This is a genomic window from Sphingomonas echinoides (assembly GCF_029623395.1).
In the GTDB taxonomy this organism is placed as follows: domain Bacteria; phylum Pseudomonadota; class Alphaproteobacteria; order Sphingomonadales; family Sphingomonadaceae; genus Sphingomonas; species Sphingomonas echinoides_A.
This window is the reverse complement of record NZ_JAPYKK010000006.1, coordinates 89,424-114,612: the sequence shown is the minus strand read 5'-3', so window position 1 is coordinate 114,612 and position 25,189 is coordinate 89,424. Positions and strand designations below refer to the sequence as shown.

Genomic DNA, 25,189 nt, shown 5'->3' with positions numbered 1-25,189 from the left:
AGGGTTCGGTTCGATGACGACGATGGCCCGTATGACGGTCAACGAGCGGCTCGAAGCGACCGGGCGGCTCGACGCATGGAACGCCGCGGTCGAGGCGCGCGACATGGATGCGATGGTCCTGTTGCTGCGCCTCGTCGCCGCGCCCGATCCGCGCCGGGTCGCGCAAGGCGTGCTCGCAGACCCCGAATTCTACGGGTTTGCGCGGGCGTGAAGATCGCGATCGTCACCGCGGATGATTTTGGCGTCTCGGTCGAGGTCAACGCTGCGGTCGAGCAGGCACACCGTGAGGGGATTCTTACGGTAACCAGCTTGATGGTGACGGGTGCCGCCGCGATGGATGCGGTCGCGCGGGCGCAGCGCACCCCGACGCTCGGAGTCGGCCTCCACGTCGCGCTCGCGGAAACCCCGCCGGCGCTGCCGCCGGAACAGATTCCCGATCTGGTCGACGATGCCGGGCAATTCCGCATCGAAACGCTTCCGGTCGCACTCGCCCTCGTCGGCAAGGCATCGGTTCGTCGTCAGCTCGAAGCGGAGATCGACGCGCAGTTCGCGCTGTTCGAAGCGACCGGGCTCCCGCTCGATCACGTCAATTCGCACAAGCACATGCACCTCCACCCGGTCATCGCCGCGACGCTGCTCAAGGTCGGCAAACGCCACGGGATGACCAAGGTCCGCGCGCCGGTCGAACCGCGCGTTGTGCTGGCGCAGTTCGAGAAAGCGACCGGGCTCCATATCGCCAAGCCCTTCGCCCAGCGCGTCCAGCGGCAGATGCGCCGTGGCGGGATGAAAGTCCCCGACCATACGTTCGGCCTTGCCTGGTCTGGCGCGATGTACACCGAACGGTTGCGCGGCGTGCTGCGGCATCTTCCGGAGGGCGTCAGCGAGATCTATCTACACCCCGCGACCGCGCATTATCCCCTGTCCGCCCCGACCTACCAGTACGAGGCGGAACTTGCGGCGCTGCTAGATCCGGTTGCGCGCGACATCGTTTCCGACAATCATATCACCCTGGCGCGTTTCGCCGATTTTTGAACCGGGAGAGCCCCGATGAATTTCCATGCCAAATCGATCGCCCCGGCAGGCCCCGCCCCCGGCGTCCGCGTCAAGCTCGGCAGCCCCGAACACAAGACGCTGTTCTGCCGGACGATGCTGGACACGCACGATCCCTATCGCCCGGCGCTGATCGACTGGCCGGTCCTCGACGACGTCACGCGCAACCGGATCGTCTCGCTGCCGATCTGGGACATCGCGGTTGCGACCGAGGGGCGCGCAGGGATGAACGTCAAGACGTACGGCGAGCAAATCAGCGACCCGCTGCTGCGTGATGCGATCGACATGAACGCCTATGAGGAAAGCCGCCACAAGATCGTGCTGGCGGACATGGTCACCTTCTACGGGATCGAGCTCAAGCCGGAAGATCCCTACCTGCGCCCGCGCGATCCGGAGTTCGCGTTCATGCGCACCGGCTTCTCGGAATGCATCGACAGCTTCTTCGGCTTCGGGCTGTTCAAGGTCGCCAAGGACACCGGCTTTTTCCCGGAAGAACTGATCGACACGTTCGAGCCGGTGATGCGCGAGGAAGGCCGCCACATCCTGTTCTTCGTCAACTGGGTCGCGTGGCATCGGCGCAATATGCCGCTGTGGCGCCGCCCGTGGTTCGAGCTCAAGGTCTGGGCGGTGTGGATCGCGCTGATCTGGGAACGGATCGACATGGCCAAGGGCATGGGCGACGACAATACCAAGGCGCAGGAGAATAACTTTACGCTCAACGGCTCGAAGGAGCTCGGCGTCGAGATCGAATTCCCCGAACTGGCGGCGATCTGCCTCGCAGAAAACGATCGGCGGCTCGCGGTCTATGACCCGCGCCTGATCCGCCCGAAGTTCGTGCCGGGGATGATCCGGCTGGTGCTGCGCTTCATGGGCAAGAAACCCGCACGGGAATGACGCGCGGTGGTCGACGTCGGCGGCGCGGTCAGTCCTGGCTCTCATAGGCGAGTTGCAGGACGCCCCAGTGCCGTCCCCCGACCCAGATCGCCGCGATGACCTGTTTGAGCAAAACGACGCTCCCGTTCGACAGCGGCCGGCGATACGCCTTCAGACAGAACGGGGCCTCGATCCGGACCTGGATTTGGGTCTCTGGATAGGAATAGATCAATCCCGCACGGGCATTTTCCTGGTTCCATACACGATCGTTGGACCGCTGCGGAAGCGACCGTTCGGGCATCGCCACCGCACCGAAGCAGTTCCGATCGGTCAGGGTCATGCCAAAGAAGCCCGGAAGCTGCCGCGCCCGTTCCTGGTGCGGTCGGGCCAGCCGCGTGAACAACGCCTGTGCCGCGTGCGTGAAGATTGGCGGATCGCTCCCGGGCACTGGCCGGTAATCGTCGCTCAAGATCGTCTCGAGCGAGATTTCATGCGTGCCGACCGCGTGGGCAAGACCCTCCCCAATCAATCGCGCCGCCTCGAGACCGAACGTGATATGGGGCGAGTCAAGGATCTCCGCGCCGCTTTCCGCCAATATCTGCAACAAGGCGTTGGTGTCGTCGCTGACCCCGGTCACGCGTGTGGAAAGCTGCTGTAGCCCGGTGGCATTCTCGGTCGATGCACTCGACAGCGCAAGCAGCCCCGCACGCACCATATCGACCGCCTGGACCATCGATTCGACGCGCTTTGCGACGCTGTCGCTATTCTGTTCCATCCCCTGCATGATCGCACCGAGTTGCTCGACCAGCGTTTCGATCCCCTTGGCGCTCCCGTGCGCCGATTGCGCCTTTGCCACCCCCTGCCCGATCCGATCGAGCATGACGCCTGCTTCGAACGTGAGCGATGCGATCGACTGCTCGATCCGGTTGGTTGCCGCGGCGGTTTCGTTCGCCAGCTTCTTCACCTCGCTGGCGACCACCGCGAACCCGCGTCCGGCATCGCCGGCCCGTGCTGCCTCGATCGTCGCGTTGAGGGCGAGGAGGTTGGTCTGGCGCGCGATCACGTTGATCCCGGCGGTCACCGCGCTGACGTCGCTGAGCGCGGTGTTGAACGCACCGAGACCGTTGTGAATGTGGCTGACCTGTTCGATCAGCTCGACGACATCCGATGTCGCGGTGCCAAGCTGTGCGGTCGAATCCTCGATGACGATCTTGGCCGCCGCCGTGTCGTTTCGCGCATCGCGGGCGGCGATCGCGACATTGTCGACGTCGCCCGACAGGATATTGGCTTCGGACCCGATCGCTTCGATGGTGGTGGCTTGTGCCGTCACGCGTTCTGCCAAAGCGGCGATATCGGCCTGCAGATCCAGCGTCCGGATTCCCAGCTCGCCGGACAGGCGCGCTGCCTGTCGAATGGTGTGATCGAGCGTAAGGGCCTGTGTGGTCATGACAATCATGATGAACGATCAGCCCTTAAAAGGGACTTAACTATGCCAATCCGCGCTCTGCCCACGAAGTCGGGCAAAGCTTCCATCCGCGACTTCCAGCGGTAATTCACACGCCGTCCGCGTCATTTGGCCCTGAAATCCGTCGCCTGTCGTGCATGCTGCCTTGATTGCCTGTGCCAAAGCCACAATGACGCCGGGATGATGCGCGATTCGTTTCCCCCCGCTCCCGGTTATCGGCAGTTTGCGCGATGAACCGCTCCGCACGCATCGGTTTGTTGCTCGCCACGATCGTCGGCCTGGCGGTCGCGGTCGGCGCGGTCGGCACGGTCGGGCTGCAGCCGGTGCTGAGCGCGATGGCATCGATCGGCTGGGTCGGAATGGCCACGTTTACGCTGTGGTCGATCGGCGTGCTCGTCTTGCTGGGCATGGCATGGCAGGCGGTCGCGCCCGGACAGACGGCCGATCGGCTTGGCTGGTTCATCTGGGCACGCACCACGCGGGAGGCGGCCACCGACATCCTGCCCTTTTCGCAGCTTGGCGGGCTCGTCGTCGGCGCGCGGACGCTGGCAGCGTTCGGCGTGCCACAACCGGTGATCTATGCGTCAATGATCGTAGACATGACGACCGAGATGGCGGCGCAACTGATCTTTACGCTCGGCGGGGTCGGCATGCTGTTGCTGGTGCTGTCGGACGCGCCCGTTCAGCAGGGCATCGTGCCGCTCGCGCTCGGCGGGCTTGGCGCGATGGTCGCATTGATGCTGCTGTTCGTCTTTGCACAGAAACCGATGCTCAAACTGGCGGGTTCGCTCGGCGCGCGGATGCTGCCGGGCTCCGTCGCGGCGATGGCGGCGGTGCGCGAGCAACTCGACACGATCTATCGGACACCACGCCGCGTGATCGCGGCGTTCCTGTTCAACCTCGCTGCCTGGCTCGCGAGCGCCACCGGCGCGTGGATCGCGCTGCGCTTCATGGGCTCGACGATGCCGCTGTGGGCCGTGCTGACGATCGAGGCGCTGATCTTCACGCTGCGCAGCGTCGCCTTCGCGATTCCCGGCGCCGTCGGCGTGCAGGAAGCCGCCTATGTGCTGATCGGCCCGCTGTTCGGCCTGCCCCCCGCGCATGCGCTCGCACTGTCGCTGCTCAAGCGCGCGCGCGATGTGATTATCGCAGTGCCCGCGTTGCTCGCATGGCAGGTCGGCGAAGCACGGCGCGTGGTGACCTGAGAGAGAGGCGGCATCTCCCGCGAATGAACCTCGGTTCGGGCTGAGCGAAGTCGAAGCTGCCCGGCGCAACGCCAGCCCTTCGACTGCGCTCGGGGCGAACGGGGATGGGATAGGCGCACCTTACAGCGATCAAGATCACCGAGGGCACCGGCCCGCAATCGCATCTAGTCGGTTTGCCCCGCCTAAGCGTCCTCGCGCACGGGTGGCAACGGCGCATCCCGCACCATCGCCTCCAGCGCCGTCAGCGACTCCTGCTGCGATGCCGCCGCAAGCCCCGCCTCCAGCTCGCGATACGCTGCCAGCACGGCGCGCCCGGTCTCCGTCAGCGACGCCCCGCGCCCCTGCCCGCCACCGGCCACCGTCTCGACCAACTTGTCCCGCCAGCAACGGTTCATGCTGTCGACCAGCAGCCAACTGCGGCGATAGCTCATCCCCATCGCGCGGCCCGCGCCCGAGATCGACCCCTCGCGTGCGATCGCCTCAAGCAGATCGGCCTTGCCCGGACCCATCGCCAGCTCGTCGCCGCAATAGAGCTGGACTTTGATCTTGAGCGCACCGACGCGCATTATTTCCCGATCAGAACGTCGCTCGCCTTGACGATGACGGTCACGGTATCGCCGACTTCCAGCGCAAGATCGCTGATCGCGTCGTTGGTGATGTTCGACGTGACGATCGTGCCGTTGCCGATGTCGACATGGACCGACCCGTTGACCGCGCCGGGGTGAACCGCGGTAACGGTGCCCGAAATCTGGTTGCGCGCGCTGATCTTCATCGAAAGCGTCTCCTTCGCCGCCGCTCTATCACCGCACGGGCACGGGGGCCAATGCGCACCGGTGGCATCGCACCCCAAACCCCGCTAAGCGGCGGACATGGCGAAAACGAAGGCGCATCCGTTCCGTTCGATCCACACGCACGGCCTGATCCGGGTCGGGGCCTGCACCCCGCGCGCCAGCGTCGGTGATGCCGCCGCCAATGCCACCGAGACGATCGCGCTCGCGCAGCAAGGCGATGCCGCACACGCCGACCTGCTGGTCTTCCCCGAGCTCAACGTCACCTCCTATGCGATCGACGACCTGCATCTGCAGACCGCGCAGCAAAGGGCGACGGATGCCGCGATCGCCAGCGTCGTGGCGGCAAGCGCGAAACTGCGCCCGGTGCTCGTCGTCGGCGCGGCGTTGCCGCGCAACGGGCGGCTCTACAATTGTGCGGTGGTGATCGCGCGCGGGCAGATCCTCGGCGTCGTGCCGAAGACCTTCCTCCCCAATTACCGCGAATATTACGAGAAGCGCTGGTTCGCGAGCGGCGCCGGACTGACCGGGCTCGACATCACGCTGGCGGGCGAGACCGTGCCGTTCGGCACCGACCTGCTGTTCGCCGCAAGCGATCTCGCCCCGTTCATCTTCCATACCGAAATCTGCGAGGACTATTGGGCCCCCACCCCGCCCTCGACGATGGGCGCGCTGGCAGGCGCGCTGATCTGCTGCAACCTCTCCGCCTCGAACATCGTCGTCGGCAAGGCACGCGAACGCGCGTTGCTGTGCGCGTCGCAAAGCGCGCGGGCGGTGTGCGGCTATGTCTTTGCCGCCTCGGGACCGGGCGAGAGCACCACCGACCTCGCGTGGGACGGTCAGGCGATGATCCACGAGATGGGCGAGCTGCTCGCCGAATCGACTCGCTTCGGGCGCGAGCGCGAGCTGGTCCTCGCCGATGTCGACACCGGGCGAATTGCGCAGGAGCGGATGCGGGTCGGCACGTTCAACGATTCGGCGCGGCTGGCGGGCGACCCCGAACTGCGTTTCCGCCGCATCGCGTTCGAGCACAAACCGGACTTTGCCGACGCCGGGCTGCTGCGCGAGATCCGGCGTTTCCCGTTCGTCCCCAACACCCCTGAACGGCTCGACGACGATTGCTACGAAGCCTTCAACATCCAGGTCGAGGGGCTGCTCAAGCGGTTCGTCGCATCCCGCTCCGAACGGCTCGTCATCGGCGTGTCAGGCGGTCTCGATTCGACCCACGCGCTGATCGTCGCAGCGAAGGTGATGGACCGCCTCGGCCTGCCGCGCGACCGAATCCTCGGTTTCACCATGCCAGGCTTTGCAACCAGCGACGGCACCAAGAGCAACGCCTGGGCACTGATGCGCGCGCTGGGAATCGAGGGCGCCGAGATCGACATCCGCCCCGCCGCGCGCCAGATGCTCGCCGACATGGGCCATCCGTTCGCGGATGGCGAACCCGCCTATGATGTGACGTTCGAGAACGTCCAGGCGGGGCTACGCACCGATTACCTGTTCCGCCTCGCCAACCAGCGCGCCGGGATCGTGGTCGGGACGGGCGACCTGTCCGAACTGGCGCTGGGCTGGTGCACCTACGGCGTCGGCGACCAGATGAGTCATTACGGCGTCAATGCAGGCGTTCCGAAGACGCTGATCCAGTTCCTGATCCGGTGGTGCATCCGGACCAACCAATATGATGGCGAGACCGATTCGATCCTCGAATCGATCCTGGCGACCGAGATTTCCCCCGAACTGGTCCCGGCGGGCGCCGATGGCGCGATACAGAGCACAGAGGCGCGAATCGGGCCGTATGCGCTCAACGATTTCTTCCTGCATTATGTCGTGCGCCACGGAATGGCGCCGTCGAAGATCGCGTTTTTCGCGCTTCATGCCTGGGCGGACGCGAGCGCAGGCCGCTGGCCGCGCGATTTTCCCGTGGCCGGGCGCGTGGCGTACGACCTGCCGGTGATTCGCGAGTGGCTCGAAAAGTTTCTGGTGCGTTTCTTCGTGACCAGCCAGTTCAAGCGGTCGGCACTGCCCAACGGGGCGAAGGTCTCGAGCGGAGGCGCGCTCTCGCCGCGGGGCGACTGGCGCGCGCCGTCGGATGGGACGGCGCAGGTGTGGCTGGAGGAATTGGCGCGCGGACTGCCGTGATCGCATTCCACGCCCGTTCGTCTCGAACGCAGTCGAGCAACGAACGGTGCGGAAGATCGAGCAAAACCGCGCTCGGTGAAAGCCTTACTTGCGGCTCTTGCGCGCCGCGTAGCGCGCGTCGCGCGCCGCCTTCTTGTCGATCTCGGCCTGGATCGCGGCCTGCTTGGCCTCTTCGATCGCGCGCTCGGCGGCTTCGGCCTTGGCGATCTTCTCGAGCCGGGCGGCTTCGATCGCAGCCTTTTTCTCTTCGCGCTTCTTGGCTTCCGCAGCTTCCTTCGCTTCGCGCGCTGCCGCTCGGGCCGCCACGACCGCGGGGTCTACCGGCGGCTTGGACTTGAGCTTCTCGAGTGCGCGCTGCTTCGCGTCGGCGGACAGGGCCGCGCGGTCCTTGAAGGAAGGTTCTTTGTAGGATGCCATGTGGCGGGCTTTAACCTCATCGAGGAAAGAAGGAAATGGCGGAGAGGGTGGGATTCGAACCCACGGTACCCGCGAGGGCACGCCGCATTTCGAGTGCGGTACATTCGACCACTCTGCCACCTCTCCGCGAGGTCTTATGATGCTGTCGCAATGGCCAGCACCGGTCGGTGAGCGGGGGCCTCTAACGTAGTGATCTGCAGGACGCAAGCGCCGCGATGCAGGTTTGTCGCACAGCAATCGCTTGTCTGCCGCAAAGGAGCGCTTAGATTATCGAAATGCACCGTACCCCGATTACATCCCCGCCGTTCGACAGCTCCATCACCCTCCCCTCCGTCAGCCACGCGCGATTCGGGATCGGGGACGTGGTGCGCCATCGCCTGTTCGATTTCCGCGGGGTCGTGTTCGATATCGATCCGATCTTCGCGAACAGCGCGGAATGGTACGATGCGATCCCCGAGAACATTCGCCCGCGCAAGGACCAGCCCTTCTACCACCTCCTCGCGGAGAACATGGAGTCGAGCTACGTCGCCTATGTCAGCCAGCAGAACCTGATCCCCGACGACACCGACGAACCGGTCGACCACCCGGCGATTCCGGGGCTGTTCGAGGATTATGAGGACGGCAAGTATCCGTTGCGTCGCGAACACCGCCACTGATCCTCCATATGGGCGGGACTGCTGCCGCCTCGAACGACGTTTTTACCGGGGCGCGCGGCACCTCCCCGGTTGACACCGCAAGCTCCTTGGCATAGCTGGCGCTTCTTTCCCGCACTCGGCTCGCCGGGTCGTGGGGCACAGGCATTTTTGAAAGTGATTAGGCATGTTCGCAATCGTGCGCACAGGCGGCAAGCAATACCGTGTTGCCGCCGGAGACAAGATCGTCGTTGAGAAGCTCGACGGCGAAGCCGGCGCGTCGATCACGCTCGGCGACATTCTGCTGGCGGGCGAAGGCTCGGAGCTGCATTCGGTCGAGGGCCTGACGGTCTCGGCAGAAATCATCGCGCAGGCGAAGGCGGACAAGGTCATCGTCTTCAAGAAGCGTCGTCGTCACAACTACCGCCGCAAGAACGGTCATCGCCAGCGTCACACGATCCTGCGCATCACCGCGATCGGCAACAATGACAAGCAGGCAGCACCGGCCAAGGCCGATGCCCCGGCCGCTCAGGCGTAAGGAGTAGTTCGAGATGGCACATAAGAAAGCAGGCGGCTCTTCGCGCAACGGTCGCGATTCGGCAGGCCGTCGCCTTGGCGTAAAGAAGTTCGGTGGCGAGATCGCCATTCCGGGCAACATTCTCGTGCGTCAGCGCGGCACGAAGTTCTACCCGGGCACCAACGTCGGCATCGGCAAGGATCACACCTTGTTCGCGCTCGTCGAAGGCCGCGTGACCTTCCACCAGGGCAAGCTCGGCCGCAAATTCTGTTCGGTCGAGATGCTGGCGCAAGCCGCAGAATAACGGGCAACCGGACGGGTTGCCCACCAGGGCGACCCGCGTATCCGCAAGGATACCGAAACAAGGGAGACGGGTCGCCCCGGCTCCCTTTTTTCATGGCTCCCTCCCTGACTGTCGTGTCCGTGTCATCCCGGCATGCGAACGACAGCAATCGAGGAGAGTTGTATCATGTTCGCTCGGACTCCGAGATTGACGTTGCGCCCCGGCTGGCCCGAGGACGCCCCCGCGCTGGCCGCCGCAATCGCGCACGAGGCCGTCGTGACCATGCTGGCGCGCGCACCCTGGCCATATACCGAGCTGGACGCCGCCGCGTTCCTCGCCCTGCCCCCCGACCATCGCAACATCCATTTGCTGATCCACGCGCATGAAGGCCCCCGCACGCGACTCGTCGGGGGGATCGGACTTGTGCAGGATCCGTCCGGACACGAGTTCGGTTACTGGCTGACCCCCGATGCCTGGGGTCGCGGCTATGCCACCGAGGCGGGTCGTGCGGTGCTCGACATTGCGCGCCACGCGCTTGGCCTCCGGCATCTCCACGCCGGCCACTTTCAGGACAATCCCGGGTCGGGTCGCGTCCTGCGCAAGCTCGGCTTTCGCGAGACCGGGGCCGAGGTGCGTGCTTGCCGAGCGAGGGGCGGCGACGTGCCCGCCATCGGCTATGCGCTCGACCTCGCCCCGCCGCAGGCGATCCCGCTGGCGGCGTGAACAAACGAACGGCGCCGCACAATGTCTTCGACAAAGCACACCCGGTCGGTGCGGGTGAGGCCAGACACGCTTTGGTCTCGGCGTCATCCGCATTGACTATCTGGCGAACGCATGGATAAGCCCGACCACACAAAATAAAAAGTGGTTAGGAGAGGCAGAATGGCCGTTGGTCATCAGCTCGAAATACAGCCGCGAAGCGGTATGGTAACGTTAACGGGACGCGCGGCGGCATCGGCCGTCGCGGCCCTCGCGATCATCCCGGGTGCCGCATGGTGATCGACCGCAGGGCCGCGCTCGTCGGGATGGTGGGCATCTTCGGGGCAAACCTGTTCGCTCCCCTCGCCCGCGCCGTAGGCTATCAGCCCAACCCGGCGATCAACACCGGAACGCCCGCCGTCATCTTCACGCCCGCTCAGCGCGCGCTGGTCGGCGCGCTCAGCGAGCGCGTGCTGCCGACCACCGACACGCCGGGCGCGATCGCTGCCGGGGTGCCCGAGTATATCGAGCACATGCTCGGCGACTGGGCGGTCAACGACGACCGCGCGACGATCCTCGACGGTCTCACCGCGATCGACGCGCGGAGCATGGCCGATTACAAAAAGCCGGCGCTCAAGGCATCGGCCGCGCAGCAGGATGCGTTGCTGACACTGGCGATGAACGGTGGCCTTCCCAGTGCGATCCCGTTCTTCCAGGCGTTCCGGCAGCTCGTCATCACCGGCTATTACACGTCCGAGATCGGGATTACGCAGGAGCGGCATTACCTGCCCGTCCCCGGCGATTACGACGGCGCGTATCTCTATTCGAAGGTCAAGCGCATCTTCTCGGCCTGACCCGGCGCGGGCGTCCGGCCTGCGCATCCCCCTTCCATCTTACGATCCGGCGGACAATCATCATGGCAGCTACAGATCGCTACGACGCAATCGTCATCGGCTCCGGCATCAGCGGCGGCTGGGCCGCGAAGGAACTGACCGAAAAAGGGCTGCGCGTCCTGATGGTCGATCGCGGCCGCATGGTCGAACATGGCGAAGACTATCCATACGACGGCAAGTCCGCCTACGATATTCCCGCCCGCGACCGGATGCCCGCCGCGCTCGCGAAAAGCGACTATTTCGCGCTCAACGGCTGGGTCCAGCCGAGCACGCAGCCGTTCTTCATCAACGACCGGCTCAACCCGTACGATTACGATGCCCCCAACAAGTTCAATTGGGTCCGCCCGTCGGTGGTCGGCGGCAAGTCGCTGACTTGGGGGCGGTGGAGCTTCCGCTGGGGGCCGAACGACTTCGAGGCGAACAAGCGCGAAGGCGTCGGCACCGACTGGCCGATCCGCTACGAGGACGTCGCCCCGTGGTACAGCTATGTCGAGAAGTACATCGGCGTCTCGGGCGGGCGGGAAAACCTGTCCTATCTGCCCGACAGCGAATTCATGCCGCCGATGCCGATGAACATCGCCGAGAAATGGCTGAAGACTCGGCTGGAAGGGGAATTCCCCGGCCGCAAGCTGATCAACGCGCGCCTTAGCAACATCACCGAGGACAAGCCCGAGCAAAACCGCTCGCGTTGCCAAAAGCGCGCGCAATGCCATCGCGGATGCAGTTTCGGCGCCTATTTCTCGACCCAGGCGGTGACGCTCCCCGCCGCCCGCGCGACGGGGAAGCTGACCCTTCGCTCGGACAGCTGGGTGACCAATCTCGAATATGATCCCGCGCGCAAGCGAGTCACGGGCGTGCGACTGGTCGACGGCAACACCGGCGTGGCGGAAGTGATTCCGGCGCGGATCGTGTTCCTGTGCGCCTCGGCGATGAGCTCGCTCCACATCCTGCTCAACTCACGACCCGCGGGCAGCCAGCGTAGCTATTTCCATTCCAACGGCGCGCTGGGCAGCGCGGTGATGGACCACATCTTCCGCGTCAACGTATCGGGCGAGATCCCCGGCATGACCGACTATGTGGAATACGGTCGGCGCCCGGGCGCGGTCTATGTCCCGCGCTTCCGCAACCTCGTCGACGAAGATCTGCCGTTCAAGCGCGGCTACGGGTATCAAGGCGAAGCAAACCGGCGTCCCGCCGCGCCCGATGGCTTCGGCGCGGCGATGAAGCACGGCATGCGCGAATATGGCCCGTGGCGCTTCCAGATGGGCGCGTTCGGCGAATGCCTGCCGTATGACGACAATCGCGTCACGCTCAACCACGATAAGGTCGACCGCTTCGGCACGCCGCTGCTGCGCTTCGACGTCCGGTTCCGCGACAACGAAATCAAGATGATGGACGATGCGCAGGAGCAGGGAATGGTAATGCTCCGCAAGGCGGGACTGACCAACGTCACCAGCTATCGCGGCAAGCACGTCCCAGGCGAGGCGATCCACGAGATGGGCGGCGCACGGATGGGTCACGATCCCGCGACGTCGGTGCTCAACAAGTGGAACCAGGCGCATGACGCGCCCAACCTGTTCGTGACCGATGGGTCGCAGATGGCCTCGGTATCCTGCGTCAACCCGTCGCTGACCTTCATGGCGATCACCGCGCGCGCCGCGGATCAGGCGTTCAAACAGATGCAGGCGGGGGTGATCTAGGGCGCGCGCACGACTGCCGAGTCCCGCGGCTCAGGCCGCAACCGCCGCACGCGGCAAGACCGCGGCGGCGTAGTCGCTTTCGGCGAGCGCAATCAGCGCGCGATCGTCATGCTTCCACGGGTGGAATCCGGGCAGGAAGAAGGCGATCCACGCGCCGAGGATCTTGCGCGCCATCCCCGGGCGGCCGAGCGCGTACCACAGGATCCCGCGATGCGCGCGCCAGCCGGTGATCCCGTCCTGCCGCAGCAGTTCGAGCATCCCCTTGTACCGCCCGGCGAAGAACTTCTTGGTCGACGCCAGCATGACGAGAGACTTCACCGTCCAGCGCCGCCGCCGCGGCCAGTCGCGGGTGGCATGGAGCCAGGTGTCATACGCGACCCCCTTATGCTCGATCTCCTCGGCGGCATGCCAGCGCCACAGCGCCGCCGCCTGTTCGTCGCCGCCGGCCAGATGCCGCGGGTTGGCGATCAGTTCATGCGCCAGCATCGCGGTGAAATGCTCGAGCGCCATCGTCGCGGCCAGCGCGGCGATCGGCGGCTTGCCCTTGGTGAGCGCCAGTGCCTCGTCGATATGCCGTTCCAGCAATCGCGTTTCATAGCCCTGGTCGGTGACATGCCGGTTGAACGCGACATGCTCACGCGTGTGAATGACTTCCTGCTTGATGAACGCCTGGATTTCACTCCGCAGCCGGGGCGGCGTCCCCTCGCGGAACGCGCGAACGCTGTCGACGAAAAACCCCTCCCCCTTCGGAAAGGTGACTGACAGCGCGTTATAAAAGGCGGTCGCGAACGGGTCGTCGTTGAGCCACCAACGGCGCATCGTCGTGCCGCGCCCGAAGCGCAGGTCGCGCGGCGTGATCGTCAGGTCGGTGGGAGTGGTTGCTTTCGCCACGAAAACCTCCAAACGTTAATGGATTGCAGCGCGCCGTAGCGGCATATACTGCTGACAAGACTGTTAATAGGCTTTGCTTACACCCGTGTCAATAATCCGAAAACGTTTGAGCCCCGAAGAATCGCGTGAGGCGGCGATCGATGCTGCGCGCGCGCTGCTGATCGAACAGGGGCCGCAAGCGGTCACGCTCAAGGCGGTGGCAGCGCGAATCGGGCGGACGCATGCCAATCTGTTGCACCATTTCGGCTCCGCGGCGGATTTGCAGCGCGCGCTGATCACGCATCTGGCCGACACGATCACCGCGCAGATCGGCGCCGCCGCCAAGCGCGCTCGCGCTGGCGAGGCGGACCCGCGCGAAATCGTCGATCTCACCTTCGACGCCTTTGCGCGCGGCGCTGGCGCGATGGCATCGTGGATGATTCTGTCGGGCAACCAGGACGCGCTCGACCCCGTGCTCACCGCGATTCACCGGCTGGTCGACGAACTGGCCGAGGGCGAGGCGCCGGGTAACGCGATCCACGAGGAAACGCTGCAACTGGTGCTGATGGCGATGGGCGATGCGCTGCTGGGTCGCGCGATGGCGAACGCGCTCGGACTGCCGCCAGAGGCCGCCCGGACGATCGCGACTCGCGCGCTGATTGCAGGGCGGACTGGCGAATCGGTTCGCGATTCGGCTAGTCTGGCTAAAATCGCATAATCCGCTAAGGAGCGGCCATGCATTTTCTTGACCAAGCAAAGATCTTCGTCCGCTCGGGCGCGGGCGGCCCCGGCGCCGTCAGTTTCCGGCGTGAAAAGTTCATCGAATATGGCGGCCCCGACGGCGGCAACGGCGGCAAGGGTGGCGACATCATTTTCGAGGCCATCCCCGGCCTCAATACGCTGATCGACTTCCGCTACACCCAGCATTTCCGCGCGCCGCGCGGTGCCGGCGGATCGGGTTCGAATCGGACGGGCGGAGGCGGCGACGACCTCATCATCCGTGTCCCGATCGGCACGCAGGTCCTGTCCGAGGATCAGGAAGAAGTGCTCGCCGACTTCACCGTCCCGGGCGAGCGAGTCGTGTTCCTGCGCGGCGGTGACGGCGGACGTGGCAACGCAACCTACAAGACCTCGACCAACCGCGCGCCGCGCCAGCACGGCACGGGCTGGCCGTCGCAGGAAATGTATGTCTGGCTGCGGTTGAAGCTACTCGCCGATGCCGGACTCGTCGGCCTTCCCAATGCGGGCAAGTCTACCTTCATCAATGCCGTTACCAACGCGCAGGCCAAGGTCGGCGCCTATCCGTTCACGACCGTCCGCCCGCAATTGGGCGTGGTCAGCCGCTACAACCGCGAATTCGTCGTCGCAGACATCCCCGGCCTGATTGAAGGCGCAGCCGAGGGTGCCGGTATCGGCGACCGCTTCCTCGGGCATATCGAGCGCTGCAAAGTGCTGCTCCATCTGGTCGATGCGACCGAGGATAACCCTGTGGATAACTACAGGATCGTCCGTGGAGAACTCGAGGCGTACGGCGCCGGGCTTGTGGATAAGCCGCAGGTGATCGGACTCAACAAGGTCGACGCGCTCGACCCGGCGGACGTCAAGAAGCTGATCACCAAGCTCAAGCGCGCAAGCAAGGCCGAGGTGCTCCCGCTGTCGGGCGCAAGCGGCGACGGGATCGATGCGGTGCTCGACCGGCTGATCGAGGCGATCGGCCCGGCGGAGACGGTGGCGAAGCGCGAGGACGGCAGCGACGAACCGGCGGAGTGGTCGCCGGTTTGAGGGGGGCAATCCGTCTGGTATAAGGGCGCATGGCAACGCACCTCGTTTACCCACTGCTGACCGCCGAAGCGTTTCTTCAAATCGATTTCGGGGATCAGAAAGCCGAACTCGACAATGGCGTCATTCGCATGATGGCGGGCGGCACGGCACGGCATGCGCGGGTCCAGGGAAACATCTTTCTTGCGCTCGCGCTGCGGCTGCGGGGATCGGGATGCACGCCGTACAATTCGGATATGGCGGTTCGGACGCGGCCCGATTCGATCCGTTATCCCGATGTCTCGGTCTTTTGCGGACACGATGGCAAAAGCGACGATGACGCCATAGCGTTCGACGATCCCCGCGCGGTGTTCGAAGTCCTTTCCGACGGCACCGCGCGGACCGACCTGCGCGTTAAGCTCGACGAGTATCGAGCGCTGCCGAGCGTCGATACGATCATATTCATCGATATCGCGAACGAACGCGTGCGGATCGTGCAGCGCACCGGTCCGGGTGGCTGGGTCGACAACAGCTATGACGATCCGACCGAGGTCGCGATCCCCACCCTCGACATCACCATCCCGCACGCCGAGATCTTCGCGCGCGACTGATCCGGGCATTGGCGTGGCGAGCGAGCCACGCTAACGCACATCCATCTATGCCGGTTTTCCCGCCCTCCTCCTGCCCGCGCCTGATCGTCAAGGTCGGCTCCGCGCTGCTCGTCGCAGCCAATGGGACCGTGCGGCGCGACTGGCTCGCCGGGCTGATCGCGGACATTGCCGACCGGACGCGCGCGGGTCAGCAAGTCGCGGTCGTCTCCTCGGGCGCCATCGCGCTCGGCGCCCGTCGACTCGGCCTCGCCAAGGGCGGCCGCGCGAGCCTTGAGGATGCACAGGCCGCCGCCGCGACCGGGCAGATCGCATTGAGCCAGGTCTGGGCCGAAATGCTCGGCGCGCAGAGCCTGACCGCCGCGCAGATGCTGGTCACGCTCGACGATCTCGAGGACCGGCGACGCTATCTCAACGCCGCGGCCACGCTCGGTCGGCTGCTGTCGCTTGGCGTCGTTCCGGTCATCAACGAGAATGACAGCGTCGCGACCGAGGAAATCCGGTTCGGCGACAACGATCGGCTCGCGGCGCGGGTCGCGCAGGCGGCGGGCGCGCAGGGCGTCGTGCTGCTGAGCGACATCGACGGCTTGTACGACCGCAATCCGGCTCTTCCCGGTGCCAACCACATCGCGCGGATCGAGCGGATCGACAGCACCATCGAGGCGATGGCCGATCGCGGGTCAGCGTCGGGCATGGGCAGCGGCGGGATGGTGTCCAAGATCGCCGCCGCCCGGATCGCCAACGCTGCGGGCGCGACCCTCGCGATCGTCAGCGGCAAGATCGACCATCCGCTCTCCACCCCTGCGCGCCACAGCGTGTTCCTCCCCGAAAAGAGCGCGACAGCGCGCAAGGCGTGGCTCGCGGGTGGCCTCACCGCGATGGGCGAAATCACGATCGACGCCGGCGCGATCGCCGCGTTGCGAAACGGCAAGAGCCTGCTCGCAGCCGGCGCGACCCGCATCACGGGCAGCTTCGCGCGCGGCGATCTGGTCACCGTCATCGATCCCGATGGGCGCACGCTGGCACGCGGCCTGAGCGAATATCACGCCGCCGAAGCCGCCGCGATCCTTGGCCTGCGCAGCGATGCGCAAGCCGCGATCCTCGGCTATGCACCGCGCGCAGCGCTGATCCACCGCAATCATATGGCGCTGCTATGACCTCCAAGATTCTGGCCATCACTGGCGGCACCGGCTTCGTCGGGAGCCGCCTGATCGACCTCGCGCTGGCGGCGGGGCACAGCGTCCGCGCGCTTACGCGCCGTCCGCAACCCGACCGCGCGGGCGTCACCTGGGTCCCGGGCGCGCTCGATACGCCCGACGCGCTCGACACCTTGATCGCGGGCTCGGACGCGGTGATCCACGTCGCGGGCGTGGTCAACGCGCCCGACCGTGCGGGGTTCGTCGCGGGGAACATCACCGGCACGCAAGCCGTGGTTGACGCGGCGATGCGCGCGGGGGTCGGTCGGTTCGTCCATGTCTCCTCACTCGCCGCGCGCGAGCCGGACCTGTCGACCTACGGCTGGTCCAAGCGCGAAGCCGAAACCGTCGTCATGGCGTCGACGCTCGACTGGACGATGGTGCGCCCGCCCGCGATCTACGGCCCCGGCGACATGGAGATGCGCGACCTGTTCCGCATGGCGAGCAAAGGCGTCGCCTTGCTGCCCCCCGGCGGTCGCCTGTCGGTGATCGCAGTCGACGACATTGCGACGCTGCTGCTCGCGGTCGCCGAGACCAACCCCGGCAAGCTGATCCTCGAACCCGACGATGGCCGACCCGATGGGTGGAGCCACGCCGAACTGCTCTCCGCGATGGGCGTCGCCGCGGGCCGGACGCGCGTCGTGCCGATCGCCCTCCCCCGCGGCGTGCTCGACCTGATCGCGCGGGGCGACACGCTGCTGCGCGGCAAGGCGGCCAAGCTGACGCACGACCGGGTCGGCTACATGTGCCATCCCGACTGGACGATCGACCCGACCAAGCGCCCCTCTTCCGAACTATGGACGCCGCGCGTACCGACCGACCAGGGCCTCGCCGCCACCGTGGCATGGTATCGCGCGAACGGCTTGCTATAGGCGGTGCATAAAGCCGCCGCATTTTGGCGCCACAGCGTACCAAGTTTCAAGGATAGAGCATGAGCGACCGTCAAGCCATTTACGACACCGTCACCGCGCAGATCGAGCCGTTCAACAAGAAGGGCGTGACGCTGAGCGACGCGACGACCTTCCAGGGCGACCTCGAATGGGACAGCCTGACGGTGATGGATTTCGTCGCCGCGATCGAGGACGAATTCGACATCATCATCACGATGAACATGCAGGCCGAAATCGAAACCGTCGGCCAGCTCGTCGACGCCGTCGCCAAGCTCAAGGGCTGAATTCACGATGACCGAAGCCGCTGCCACCGCCCACGCGCTCGCCGAGCCCGAGACTGTCGCCCCGGAGCGCGATCTGATGAGCAAGTTCGACGGCCTGATCGCCGAACGCCAGGCGCTGCAGGATACGGGCGTGCGCGATCCGTTCTCGATCGTGATGGACGAGGTCAAGTCGCCGACCGAAGCGGTCATCAAGGGTCGCGATACTATCCTGCTGGGCACGTACAATTACATGGGGATGACCTTCGACCCCGACGTGCTCGCGGCGGGCAAGGAAGCGCTCGACAAGTTCGGGTCGGGCACCAACGGCAGCCGCATGCTCAACGGCACCTTCCACGACCATATGGAAGTCGAGCAGGCGCTCCGCGATTTCTACGGTGTCAGCGGCGCGATCGTCTTCTCGACCGGCTATATGGCGAACCTGGGGATGATCTCGACGCTCGTCGGCAAGGGCGAGTACATCATCCTCGACGCGGACAGCCACGCGTCGATCTACGACGGCTGCAAGCAGGGCAATGCGGAAATCGTCCGCTTCCGCCACAATGACGTGACGGACCTCGACAAGCGCCTTGGCCGCCTGCCGAAGGAAGCGGGCAAGCTCGTTATCCTCGAGGGCGTCTATTCGATGCTCGGCGATATCGCCCCGCTCAAGGAAATGGTCGCAATCGCCAAGAAGCACGGCGCGATGGTCCTGTCGGACGAAGCGCATTCGATGGGCTTCTTCGGGCCGAACGGTCGCGGCGTGTACGAGGACCAGGGCTGCGAGGCGGACGTCGATTTCATCATCGGCACCTTCTCCAAGTCGGTCGGTACGGTCGGCGGCTTCTGTGTCTCGAATCACCCGAAGTTCGAGGCGATCCGCATGGCGTGCCGCCCGTACATCTTCACTGCGTCGCTCCCCCCCTCGGTGGTAGCAACCGCAGCAACCTCGATCCGCAAGCTGATGCACGCGCACGACAAGCGCCGCCAGCTCTGGGAAAATGCGCGCGCGCTGCATGGCGGGCTCAAGGCGCTCGGGTTCCACCTCGGTACCGAGACGCCGCAGTCGGCGATCCTCGCGATCATCCTGGAAGACCAGACCCAGGCCGTCGCGATGTGGCAATCGCTGCTTGAGGGCGGACTGTACGTCAACATGGCGCGCCCCCCAGCGACTCCCGCGGGCACGTATCTGCTGCGGTGCTCGCTTTGTGCCGAGCACACCCCGGCGCAGATCGCCAAGGTCCTCGAAATGTTCGAGGCGGCTGGACGGGCAACCGGCGCAATCGCCTGATCGTTACGGGTACGCTCCCCCTATCACCCGGTCATTCCATCCGCTAAGCAGAGGGAATGATCGGGGACTTCGGCGAGACCGCGGAGGGTGCGACGTCAGGCACGACCTGGCGCTCCTTTACGCTGGTCATGATGGCCGTCCTTGGCGTGCTCGTCGTGGTCGCGCTGGGCCTCACGCTCAAGGAAGCGGATCGCCAACGGGATCGCGCACTCCTGCTGCAGAAGCACAGCTACGAAGTGATGATCCTGTCGGCAAACCTCGCCGGCACGCTGGCGCAGGCTGAGGCCTCGCTCGGCCGCTATCTCATCAGCCTCGATGATCGCCTGGGGCAGGCCTATTCCGCCGACTGGCAACTGGCGTCGCAACAGATCAGCCGCCTGAAGCGAATCACCCATGACAATCCCGAGCAACAGGCGGCGATCGTCGCGTTGCGCGGCGCCTTCCGGACTCGCACCGCCGAACTTGACGGCGTCGCGCTGAACACGTTCTACAAGCGCAAAGACCAGGCCCTCGGGTCATATTACAAAACGCTCCAGACCCCTTCGCGCGCCGAAATCGCACGATTGCTTGCCAAGATTGGTGACCAGGAACGGGGGGTATTGGAACATCGCGCCGGTGCGGCACTGGCGTCGGTCGCACGATCGAGCACGATTGCGAGTGCGCTCGGGGTAATCGGGATTTTCATCCTGCTCGGCGCGCTGGCGATGGGGTGGCTGACGGTCGTCGCGCTCGGCCAGCGCGCCGCCGCCCGCGCAGAGGCCGAGTCCGAGCGCGATCGTGCACTCGATCTTGAGGCGGCGGTCGCCAAGGCGTCGGCCGAATTGCTCGCGCAGGAAGCGAAGCTCCGTCAGGTCCAGAAGCTCGAAGCGGTCGGCCAGTTGACCGGGGGCATCGCGCATGATTTCAACAATATGCTCGCGGTCGTCATCGGTGGGCTCGAACTGGCCAAGCGCCACGTCGAGGACGACCCCTCGGCGGCGCGTCGCCATATCCTGAACGCGGCCGAGGGCGCGGACCGCGCCGCGGCGCTCACCCGGCGCCTGCTGGCGTTCTCGCGTGAGGAAACGCTGCGCTACGAAACGCTGTACCCGACGCAGCTGATACGCGGGATGTCGGATCTGCTCGACCGGACCTTGGGCGACGGGATCGTGATATCGGTGCGGGGCGGCACCGACACCGGCTGGATGGTCCGATCGGATCGCATCCAGCTCGAAAACGCGGTGCTCAACCTCGCGGTCAACGCGCGGGATGCGATGGACGGTCGCGGGCGGCTGAGCATTGCGGTTTCGCACGTCTCGCTTTCCGAGGGCGATGTGGGGACGTGCCGTACCGGTGATTATATTGCGCTCGCGGTGTCGGACTCGGGCTGCGGCATGTCCCCGGACCTGGTCGAACGCGCGTTCGAGCCGTTCTTCACCACCAAGCCGTCGGGCAAGGGTACGGGACTCGGGCTAAGCCAGGTGTTTGCCTTCGTGCGCCAGGCCGACGGCGAGATTCATCTGGAGTCTGCCCCCGGCAAGGGAACGACGGTCACCCTGTATCTGCCGCGGCACGTCACTGTGGAGGACGCCGAACAAGCGCCGATCCGGGTGGCAGTCGAGGAGCCGGAACGCACCGGGCTCGACATCTTCGTCGTGGAGGACGACCCGCGCGTCCTCAACGCAACGATGGGTGCGCTCGAGGAACTGGGACATCGGGCGGTCGCCTGCGACGACCCGATCGTGGCGCCCGGAATGCTGGACGGGCTGGGCAACGTCGACCTCATCATCTCGGACGTCCTGATGCCAGGCCGGACCGGTCCCGAATTGATTGACACCGTCACGCCGCGCCGTCCCGACATGGCGGTCCTGTTCGTGACGGGGTACGCCGGAGAAGCGGGCGGCGAAGCGGAATTCGGGGGGCGCCACGTCTTGCGCAAGCCGTTCACGCTGGCGGGGCTCGCGCAGGCGATTGACGCTGCGGTTCAGGATCAGTCGTCCGACCCGCCCCACAGCATCGCTGCAGAGTGAACGCGTAGCGCAGCAACCATGGTTTCCCGGCGAAACGACCCGAGTCGACGGCTGGGTACGAAGGATTGGGTAGCTCCGCCGCAAGTGCCGCGATATAGCCGGGATCACGCCCGGCATCCGCCTGGGCCAGAGGCGCCTTTCCTGCCATCATGAAGTCCATCGACCGCTACATGGCCCGGCTTATCGCGGTGCCGCTGTTCTCGACGCTGATCATCTCCGCGATGCTGCTGGTGCTCGACCGGATGCTGCGACTGTTCGACTTCGTCGCCACCGAGGGCGGGCCGGTCAGCGTGGTGTGGCGGATGCTTGCCAATTTGCTCCCCGAATATCTCGGGCTCGGCATCCCGATCGGCCTGATGCTCGGCATCCTGCTCGCGTTCCGCAAGCTCGCGACCTCATCCGAATTGGACGTCATGCGCGCGGTCGGGATGAGCTATCCGCGCTTGCTGCGGGTGCCGTACATGTATGCGATCGCGCTCGGCGCGATCAACTTGGCGATCGTCGGCTTCGTCCAGCCCGACGCGCGCTACGCGTACGAAAAGCTTCGCTACGAGTTGCGCACGGGCGCGCTCGGGGCGTCGATCAAGGTCGGCGAATTCACCCACTTCGGCACCGACATGACGCTCCGGATCGAACAGAGCCACGAATCGGGCCGTCGCCTGTCGGGCATCTTCCTGCGCCGCGACGACAAGAAGGGCGGATCGATCGCGATCACCGCCGCCGGTGGGCAGTTCTTTGCGACCGACAATCCCGACGAAATCATCTTCCGGCTCGACCAGGGCACGCTGGTCCGCACCGAAGCCAAGGTGCCGACCCCGCGCGTGCTGCGCTTCACCGTGTTCGATCTCCCGATCCCGCTCCCAAAGACCGAGAATTTCCGCGTCCGCGGCGCCGAGAACCTCGAGCGCACGCTCCCCGAGCTCGCTCGCATCGGGCAGGATCGCGACGCGCCCAGCCAGCTCCGCAACACCAGCCGCGCGGCGTTTCACTTCAGGACGGCGGAAGTGCTGACGATCCTGCTGCTGCCACTGCTTGCGATATCGCTCGGCGTGCCGCCCAAACGCTCGACCTCGGCGCTGGGGGTGTTCCTCTCGATCATCATGATCGTCGCCTATCACAAGGTCAACGAATATGCGCAGGCGGTCGGCGGGCTCGGCAAGATCGATCCGCTCGTGGCGATCTGGGTCCCGTTCGTGGTCTTCGCCAGCCTGACGCTGTGGATGTTCTATACGGTCGCGTTCGTCCCCGGGGGACAACCGATCGGCGCGCTCGAACGCGTCTTCGCCAAGCTCGGCAAGGCGATCCTCAAGCTCCTTCCCGGCCGCCGGGAGAAAGCCGCATGAACCTCGATCTTTTCCCGTCGCGCACCATCGCGATCTACATGGGGCGGATGTTCCTCGTCCGCACCTTCGCGGTGCTGGCGATGCTCGTGCTGATTCTCCAGGCGCTCGATCTGTTGACCGAATCGGGCCATATCCTGGCGCAGCCGGGCAACGGCCAGCCGCAGATCTGGCATTATCTCACGCTGCGCATTCCCGAGATCGTCGCGCAGTTCCTGCCGTTCTCGGTGCTGCTGGGGACGATCATCACGCTGTCGACGCTCAACCAGAACAGCGAAGTCATCGCGCTCAAGGCGACCGGCCTGTCGGCGCATCAGGTGCTCGCCCCGCTGCTCATCACCAGCCTCGGCGTCGCGATCATCTCGTTCACCTTCAACGACCGAGTCGTCAGCCGCGCGACCGCGACGCTCGATGCGTGGCAGAAAGTCTCGTACGGACCGATGCCGATCGACCGTGGCGACCGGACCAACGTCTGGGTGCGCGACGGCGACGACCTGATCCAGGTCGAGCGCGTCAGCGGCACCGGCGACAAGGCGCGGCTGAGCAACGTCACCCTGTTCGACCGTACCAACGGGTCGCTCATCGCGGTCGTGACGGGCCAGAGTGCGGTCCACGAAGGTAATGGGTGGCGGATGACGCCGGCAACCCGGTTCGATGTGGTGACGGGCAAGAAGGTGGCGCTTGCGTCGATCGTGGTCGGCAAGGGCGTCCGGCCCGATCAGTTTACACTGTCGACGATCGATGCGGGCGGCCTGTCGTTCGGCGCGCTGCGCTCTGCGATCGCGGATCTGAGCGCGGGTGGCCGGCCGACCAAGGCGCTGGAAGGCGCGATGTGGCACAAATTGTCCGCGCCGCTGTCCTCGATCCTGATGCCGCTGCTCGGTGCGGTCGCCGCCTTCGGGCTGGCGCGCTCGGGCAAGCTGTTCATCCGCGCGGTCGTCGGGATGATGCTCGGCTTTCTGTATTTCGTCGCGGACAATTTCGCGCTGGCGATGGGCAATATCGGCGCCTACCCGCCATTCCTCGCGGCGTGGGCGCCGTTCCTGCTGTTCTTCATGATCGGCGAGGCCGTCCTGATCCGAACCGAGGAATAGCGTCGCTCAGCGGCGGAGCATCGTGCTCCGCACCAGCCGCGCGACCAGACCCGGCAGCCCCGGATAATTCGACGTGTGATACGGCGAATCGGGCGCGAGCGTCGCGATCAGCCGGTGATGCGCTTCGTTCAGCGCGTGATACGGAACGCTCGGCAGCAAATGATGCAGCGCATGATAGCGCAGGCCGACCGGCGCCCACAGCACCGGCAACAGCGCCGGCGGCGGGACGTTGACCGTGTCGAGATATTGCGCGGTGACGGTCATCGTCTCCCCGTCATTATCCCACAGATGCGCCACCAGGGTCCGAACCTGGTTCAGGACATAGACGCCCGATGCTACCCCGAGCGCGATCGCGAACATATGGAGCGGGAACACGCCCGAAACGACCAGAGCGACCAGCGTGATCGACCACAGGCTGCACGCCAGCTCGAGCCAGCGCCACCGCACCGCGGCTTCATCCTCGGGCTGCCGGCGACGGAACTGCGGGTTGATCGCCAGCGACGAATAGCGTTCGATCAACGTCGCCCGCATCCGCGGGAAAAGCAGTGACACGGGCGTCAGGACGGCATAGCGGAACAGCAACGCGACCGGTGCCAGGATCGACGACACCAGAAACAACGGAAGCGTCCACGGCTTCATATGCGCAAGCGGAAGATATTCCGGGTCTTCGACAGTCCCGTAGCGAGTCTTGTTATGATGCAGGTTGTGGACGCCCTCATACATGAACGACGGCACCAGCAACGGCACCCCGACGACTAGGTTGAAGCCCAGACGGAAACCCGGCAGCGCGCTGTGCTTGATGTGCGACACTTCGTGGATGAACATCCCCGCGCGGTAGAGCCCCAGGATCGCCACGAGCGCCGCGAACAGCGCCCAGCCAACCGACCCCACCGTCATCGCAACCGCAAGCCCGGCGTAACCGACTGCGGCGGACAGCAAGAGATCGCTCCAGTAGATCCGCGGGTTCGGCGTGTTGAGGTCGCGCGTCAGTTCGACCACCGCGCGCAGCATCGCCTTGTCGTCGGTAATCTCCGACAGTTTTACCCGAACCGGCGGCAGGGCATGGTCCGGCGTACGATCGTGCGCGCGAAGGTCGAGGGAGAGAGATGGCGTCATGGTCGTGGGCATTGGCCCAAGATAGTGGCTATAACTAGGCAAAAACAGGGGCTGCGGATCTGCCGCAGGTGCAACGACTTGACTTGACGGTGCGCG

The 25,189-nt window shown here is 65.5% G+C and carries 27 protein-coding genes and 1 tRNA gene; 21 read left to right on the top strand and 7 right to left on the bottom strand.

The window, feature by feature from the left end; all coding sequences use genetic code 11:
- Nucleotides 1-13 precede the first annotated feature (13 nt).
- Genes QBJ92_RS05785 through QBJ92_RS05775 form a run of 3 tightly spaced genes read left to right on the top strand, consistent with a single transcriptional unit; the run spans nucleotide 14 to nucleotide 1,944 of the window.
- Nucleotides 14-211, top strand: a complete 198-nt coding sequence (locus tag QBJ92_RS05785) for a hypothetical protein (protein ID WP_277968737.1) — start codon at nucleotides 14-16, stop codon at nucleotides 209-211.
- Complete coding sequence (hpnK, locus tag QBJ92_RS05780; RefSeq protein ID WP_277968736.1) at nucleotides 208-1,032, top strand: hopanoid biosynthesis-associated protein HpnK; 825 nt, start codon at nucleotides 208-210, stop codon at nucleotides 1,030-1,032. The genes QBJ92_RS05785 and hpnK overlap by 4 nt, the downstream gene beginning before the upstream one ends.
- A 15-nt stretch (nucleotides 1,033-1,047) precedes the next feature.
- Nucleotides 1,048-1,944, top strand: coding sequence for a ferritin-like domain-containing protein (locus tag QBJ92_RS05775; protein WP_277968735.1), 897 nt, complete (start codon nucleotides 1,048-1,050; stop codon nucleotides 1,942-1,944).
- A 28-nt stretch (nucleotides 1,945-1,972) separates the two neighbouring features.
- Here the strand turns inward: QBJ92_RS05775 and QBJ92_RS05770 are convergent, their stop codons facing one another.
- Entirely contained in the window at nucleotides 1,973-3,370 is a 1,398-nt protein-coding gene (locus tag QBJ92_RS05770) for a methyl-accepting chemotaxis protein (RefSeq protein WP_277968734.1), read from the bottom strand.
- 248 nt (nucleotides 3,371-3,618) lie between these two features.
- On the opposite strand from QBJ92_RS05770, the gene QBJ92_RS05765 reads away from it, so the two are divergent.
- Nucleotides 3,619-4,593, top strand: coding sequence for a lysylphosphatidylglycerol synthase domain-containing protein (locus tag QBJ92_RS05765; RefSeq protein ID WP_277968733.1), 975 nt, complete (start codon nucleotides 3,619-3,621; stop codon nucleotides 4,591-4,593).
- Nucleotides 4,594-4,775: 182 nt separating this feature from the next.
- Here QBJ92_RS05765 and QBJ92_RS05760 read toward each other — a convergent pair whose 3' ends face one another.
- Together QBJ92_RS05760 and QBJ92_RS05755 are read right to left on the bottom strand one after the other, a co-directional pair.
- Entirely contained in the window at nucleotides 4,776-5,159 is a 384-nt protein-coding gene (locus tag QBJ92_RS05760) for a winged helix-turn-helix domain-containing protein (RefSeq protein WP_277968732.1), read from the bottom strand.
- A complete protein-coding gene (locus tag QBJ92_RS05755; RefSeq protein WP_277968731.1) occupies nucleotides 5,159-5,365 on the bottom strand; it encodes a TOBE domain-containing protein in 207 nt (68 codons plus the stop codon). The genes QBJ92_RS05760 and QBJ92_RS05755 overlap by 1 nt, the downstream gene beginning before the upstream one ends.
- Before the next feature lie 97 nt (nucleotides 5,366-5,462).
- On the opposite strand from QBJ92_RS05755, the gene QBJ92_RS05750 reads away from it, so the two are divergent.
- Nucleotides 5,463-7,520: an NAD(+) synthase gene (locus QBJ92_RS05750; protein ID WP_277968730.1), complete on the top strand. Its 2,058-nt coding sequence runs from the start codon at nucleotides 5,463-5,465 to the stop codon at nucleotides 7,518-7,520.
- 84 nt (nucleotides 7,521-7,604) lie between these two features.
- On the opposite strand, the gene QBJ92_RS05745 is transcribed toward QBJ92_RS05750, so the two are convergent.
- Both QBJ92_RS05745 and QBJ92_RS05740 read right to left on the bottom strand, forming a co-directional pair.
- Nucleotides 7,605-7,937 (bottom strand): DUF6481 family protein, encoded by a 333-nt coding sequence (locus QBJ92_RS05745; RefSeq protein WP_277968729.1) that lies wholly within the window; start codon nucleotides 7,935-7,937, stop codon nucleotides 7,605-7,607.
- Nucleotides 7,938-7,973: 36 nt separating this feature from the next.
- Nucleotides 7,974-8,063, bottom strand: a tRNA-Ser gene (locus tag QBJ92_RS05740).
- Between the two features lie 149 nt (nucleotides 8,064-8,212).
- Here QBJ92_RS05740 and hspQ point away from each other — a divergent pair.
- From hspQ to QBJ92_RS05710, 6 genes are all read left to right on the top strand, one after another.
- Nucleotides 8,213-8,593: a heat shock protein HspQ gene (hspQ, locus tag QBJ92_RS05735; protein ID WP_277968728.1), complete on the top strand. Its 381-nt coding sequence runs from the start codon at nucleotides 8,213-8,215 to the stop codon at nucleotides 8,591-8,593.
- A gap of 163 nt (nucleotides 8,594-8,756) precedes the next feature.
- Nucleotides 8,757-9,107, top strand: a complete 351-nt coding sequence (gene rplU / locus QBJ92_RS05730) for a 50S ribosomal protein L21 (RefSeq protein WP_010162753.1) — start codon at nucleotides 8,757-8,759, stop codon at nucleotides 9,105-9,107.
- 13 nt (nucleotides 9,108-9,120) lie between these two features.
- Nucleotides 9,121-9,390 (top strand): 50S ribosomal protein L27, encoded by a 270-nt coding sequence (gene rpmA, locus QBJ92_RS05725; protein WP_277968727.1) that lies wholly within the window; start codon nucleotides 9,121-9,123, stop codon nucleotides 9,388-9,390.
- Between the two features lie 165 nt (nucleotides 9,391-9,555).
- Nucleotides 9,556-10,092, top strand: coding sequence for a GNAT family N-acetyltransferase (locus tag QBJ92_RS05720; RefSeq protein WP_277968726.1), 537 nt, complete (start codon nucleotides 9,556-9,558; stop codon nucleotides 10,090-10,092).
- A gap of 269 nt (nucleotides 10,093-10,361) precedes the next feature.
- Nucleotides 10,362-10,922, top strand: a complete 561-nt coding sequence (locus QBJ92_RS05715) for a gluconate 2-dehydrogenase subunit 3 family protein (RefSeq protein WP_277968725.1) — start codon at nucleotides 10,362-10,364, stop codon at nucleotides 10,920-10,922.
- A 62-nt stretch (nucleotides 10,923-10,984) separates the two neighbouring features.
- Entirely contained in the window at nucleotides 10,985-12,661 is a 1,677-nt protein-coding gene (locus QBJ92_RS05710; protein WP_277968724.1) for a GMC oxidoreductase, read from the top strand.
- 30 nt (nucleotides 12,662-12,691) lie between these two features.
- Here QBJ92_RS05710 and QBJ92_RS05705 read toward each other — a convergent pair whose 3' ends face one another.
- On the bottom strand, nucleotides 12,692-13,552 hold the full coding sequence (locus QBJ92_RS05705; protein ID WP_277968723.1) for a metal-dependent hydrolase: 861 nt from the start codon (nucleotides 13,550-13,552) through the stop codon (nucleotides 12,692-12,694).
- A gap of 85 nt (nucleotides 13,553-13,637) precedes the next feature.
- Between QBJ92_RS05705 and QBJ92_RS05700 the strand changes: the two genes are divergently transcribed.
- From QBJ92_RS05700 to lptG, 10 genes are all read left to right on the top strand, one after another.
- Nucleotides 13,638-14,249, top strand: a complete 612-nt coding sequence (locus QBJ92_RS05700; RefSeq protein ID WP_277968722.1) for a TetR/AcrR family transcriptional regulator — start codon at nucleotides 13,638-13,640, stop codon at nucleotides 14,247-14,249.
- 17 nt (nucleotides 14,250-14,266) lie between these two features.
- On the top strand, nucleotides 14,267-15,313 hold the full coding sequence (obgE, locus tag QBJ92_RS05695) for a GTPase ObgE (protein WP_277968721.1): 1,047 nt from the start codon (nucleotides 14,267-14,269) through the stop codon (nucleotides 15,311-15,313).
- 29 nt (nucleotides 15,314-15,342) lie between these two features.
- Nucleotides 15,343-15,900 (top strand): Uma2 family endonuclease, encoded by a 558-nt coding sequence (locus QBJ92_RS05690; RefSeq protein WP_277968720.1) that lies wholly within the window; start codon nucleotides 15,343-15,345, stop codon nucleotides 15,898-15,900.
- A 47-nt stretch (nucleotides 15,901-15,947) separates the two neighbouring features.
- Complete coding sequence (gene proB / locus QBJ92_RS05685) at nucleotides 15,948-17,054, top strand: glutamate 5-kinase (protein ID WP_277968719.1); 1,107 nt, start codon at nucleotides 15,948-15,950, stop codon at nucleotides 17,052-17,054.
- Nucleotides 17,051-17,965: an NAD-dependent epimerase/dehydratase family protein gene (locus QBJ92_RS05680; protein WP_277968718.1), complete on the top strand. Its 915-nt coding sequence runs from the start codon at nucleotides 17,051-17,053 to the stop codon at nucleotides 17,963-17,965. The genes proB and QBJ92_RS05680 overlap by 4 nt, the downstream gene beginning before the upstream one ends.
- Nucleotides 17,966-18,024: 59 nt before the next feature.
- Nucleotides 18,025-18,267 (top strand): acyl carrier protein, encoded by a 243-nt coding sequence (locus QBJ92_RS05675; protein WP_010185174.1) that lies wholly within the window; start codon nucleotides 18,025-18,027, stop codon nucleotides 18,265-18,267.
- 7 nt (nucleotides 18,268-18,274) lie between these two features.
- Nucleotides 18,275-19,534, top strand: a complete 1,260-nt coding sequence (gene spt / locus QBJ92_RS05670; protein ID WP_277968717.1) for a serine palmitoyltransferase — start codon at nucleotides 18,275-18,277, stop codon at nucleotides 19,532-19,534.
- Nucleotides 19,535-19,590: 56 nt separating this feature from the next.
- Nucleotides 19,591-21,543, top strand: a complete 1,953-nt coding sequence (locus tag QBJ92_RS05665; protein WP_277968716.1) for an ATP-binding protein — start codon at nucleotides 19,591-19,593, stop codon at nucleotides 21,541-21,543.
- 149 nt (nucleotides 21,544-21,692) lie between these two features.
- Entirely contained in the window at nucleotides 21,693-22,886 is a 1,194-nt protein-coding gene (gene lptF / locus QBJ92_RS05660) for an LPS export ABC transporter permease LptF (protein ID WP_277968715.1), read from the top strand.
- Nucleotides 22,883-23,977 (top strand): LPS export ABC transporter permease LptG, encoded by a 1,095-nt coding sequence (gene lptG, locus QBJ92_RS05655; protein WP_277968714.1) that lies wholly within the window; start codon nucleotides 22,883-22,885, stop codon nucleotides 23,975-23,977. The genes lptF and lptG overlap by 4 nt, the downstream gene beginning before the upstream one ends.
- 6 nt (nucleotides 23,978-23,983) lie before the next feature.
- On the opposite strand, the gene QBJ92_RS05650 is transcribed toward lptG, so the two are convergent.
- Nucleotides 23,984-25,093 (bottom strand): fatty acid desaturase family protein, encoded by a 1,110-nt coding sequence (locus QBJ92_RS05650; protein ID WP_277968713.1) that lies wholly within the window; start codon nucleotides 25,091-25,093, stop codon nucleotides 23,984-23,986.
- Nucleotides 25,094-25,189 lie beyond the last annotated feature (96 nt).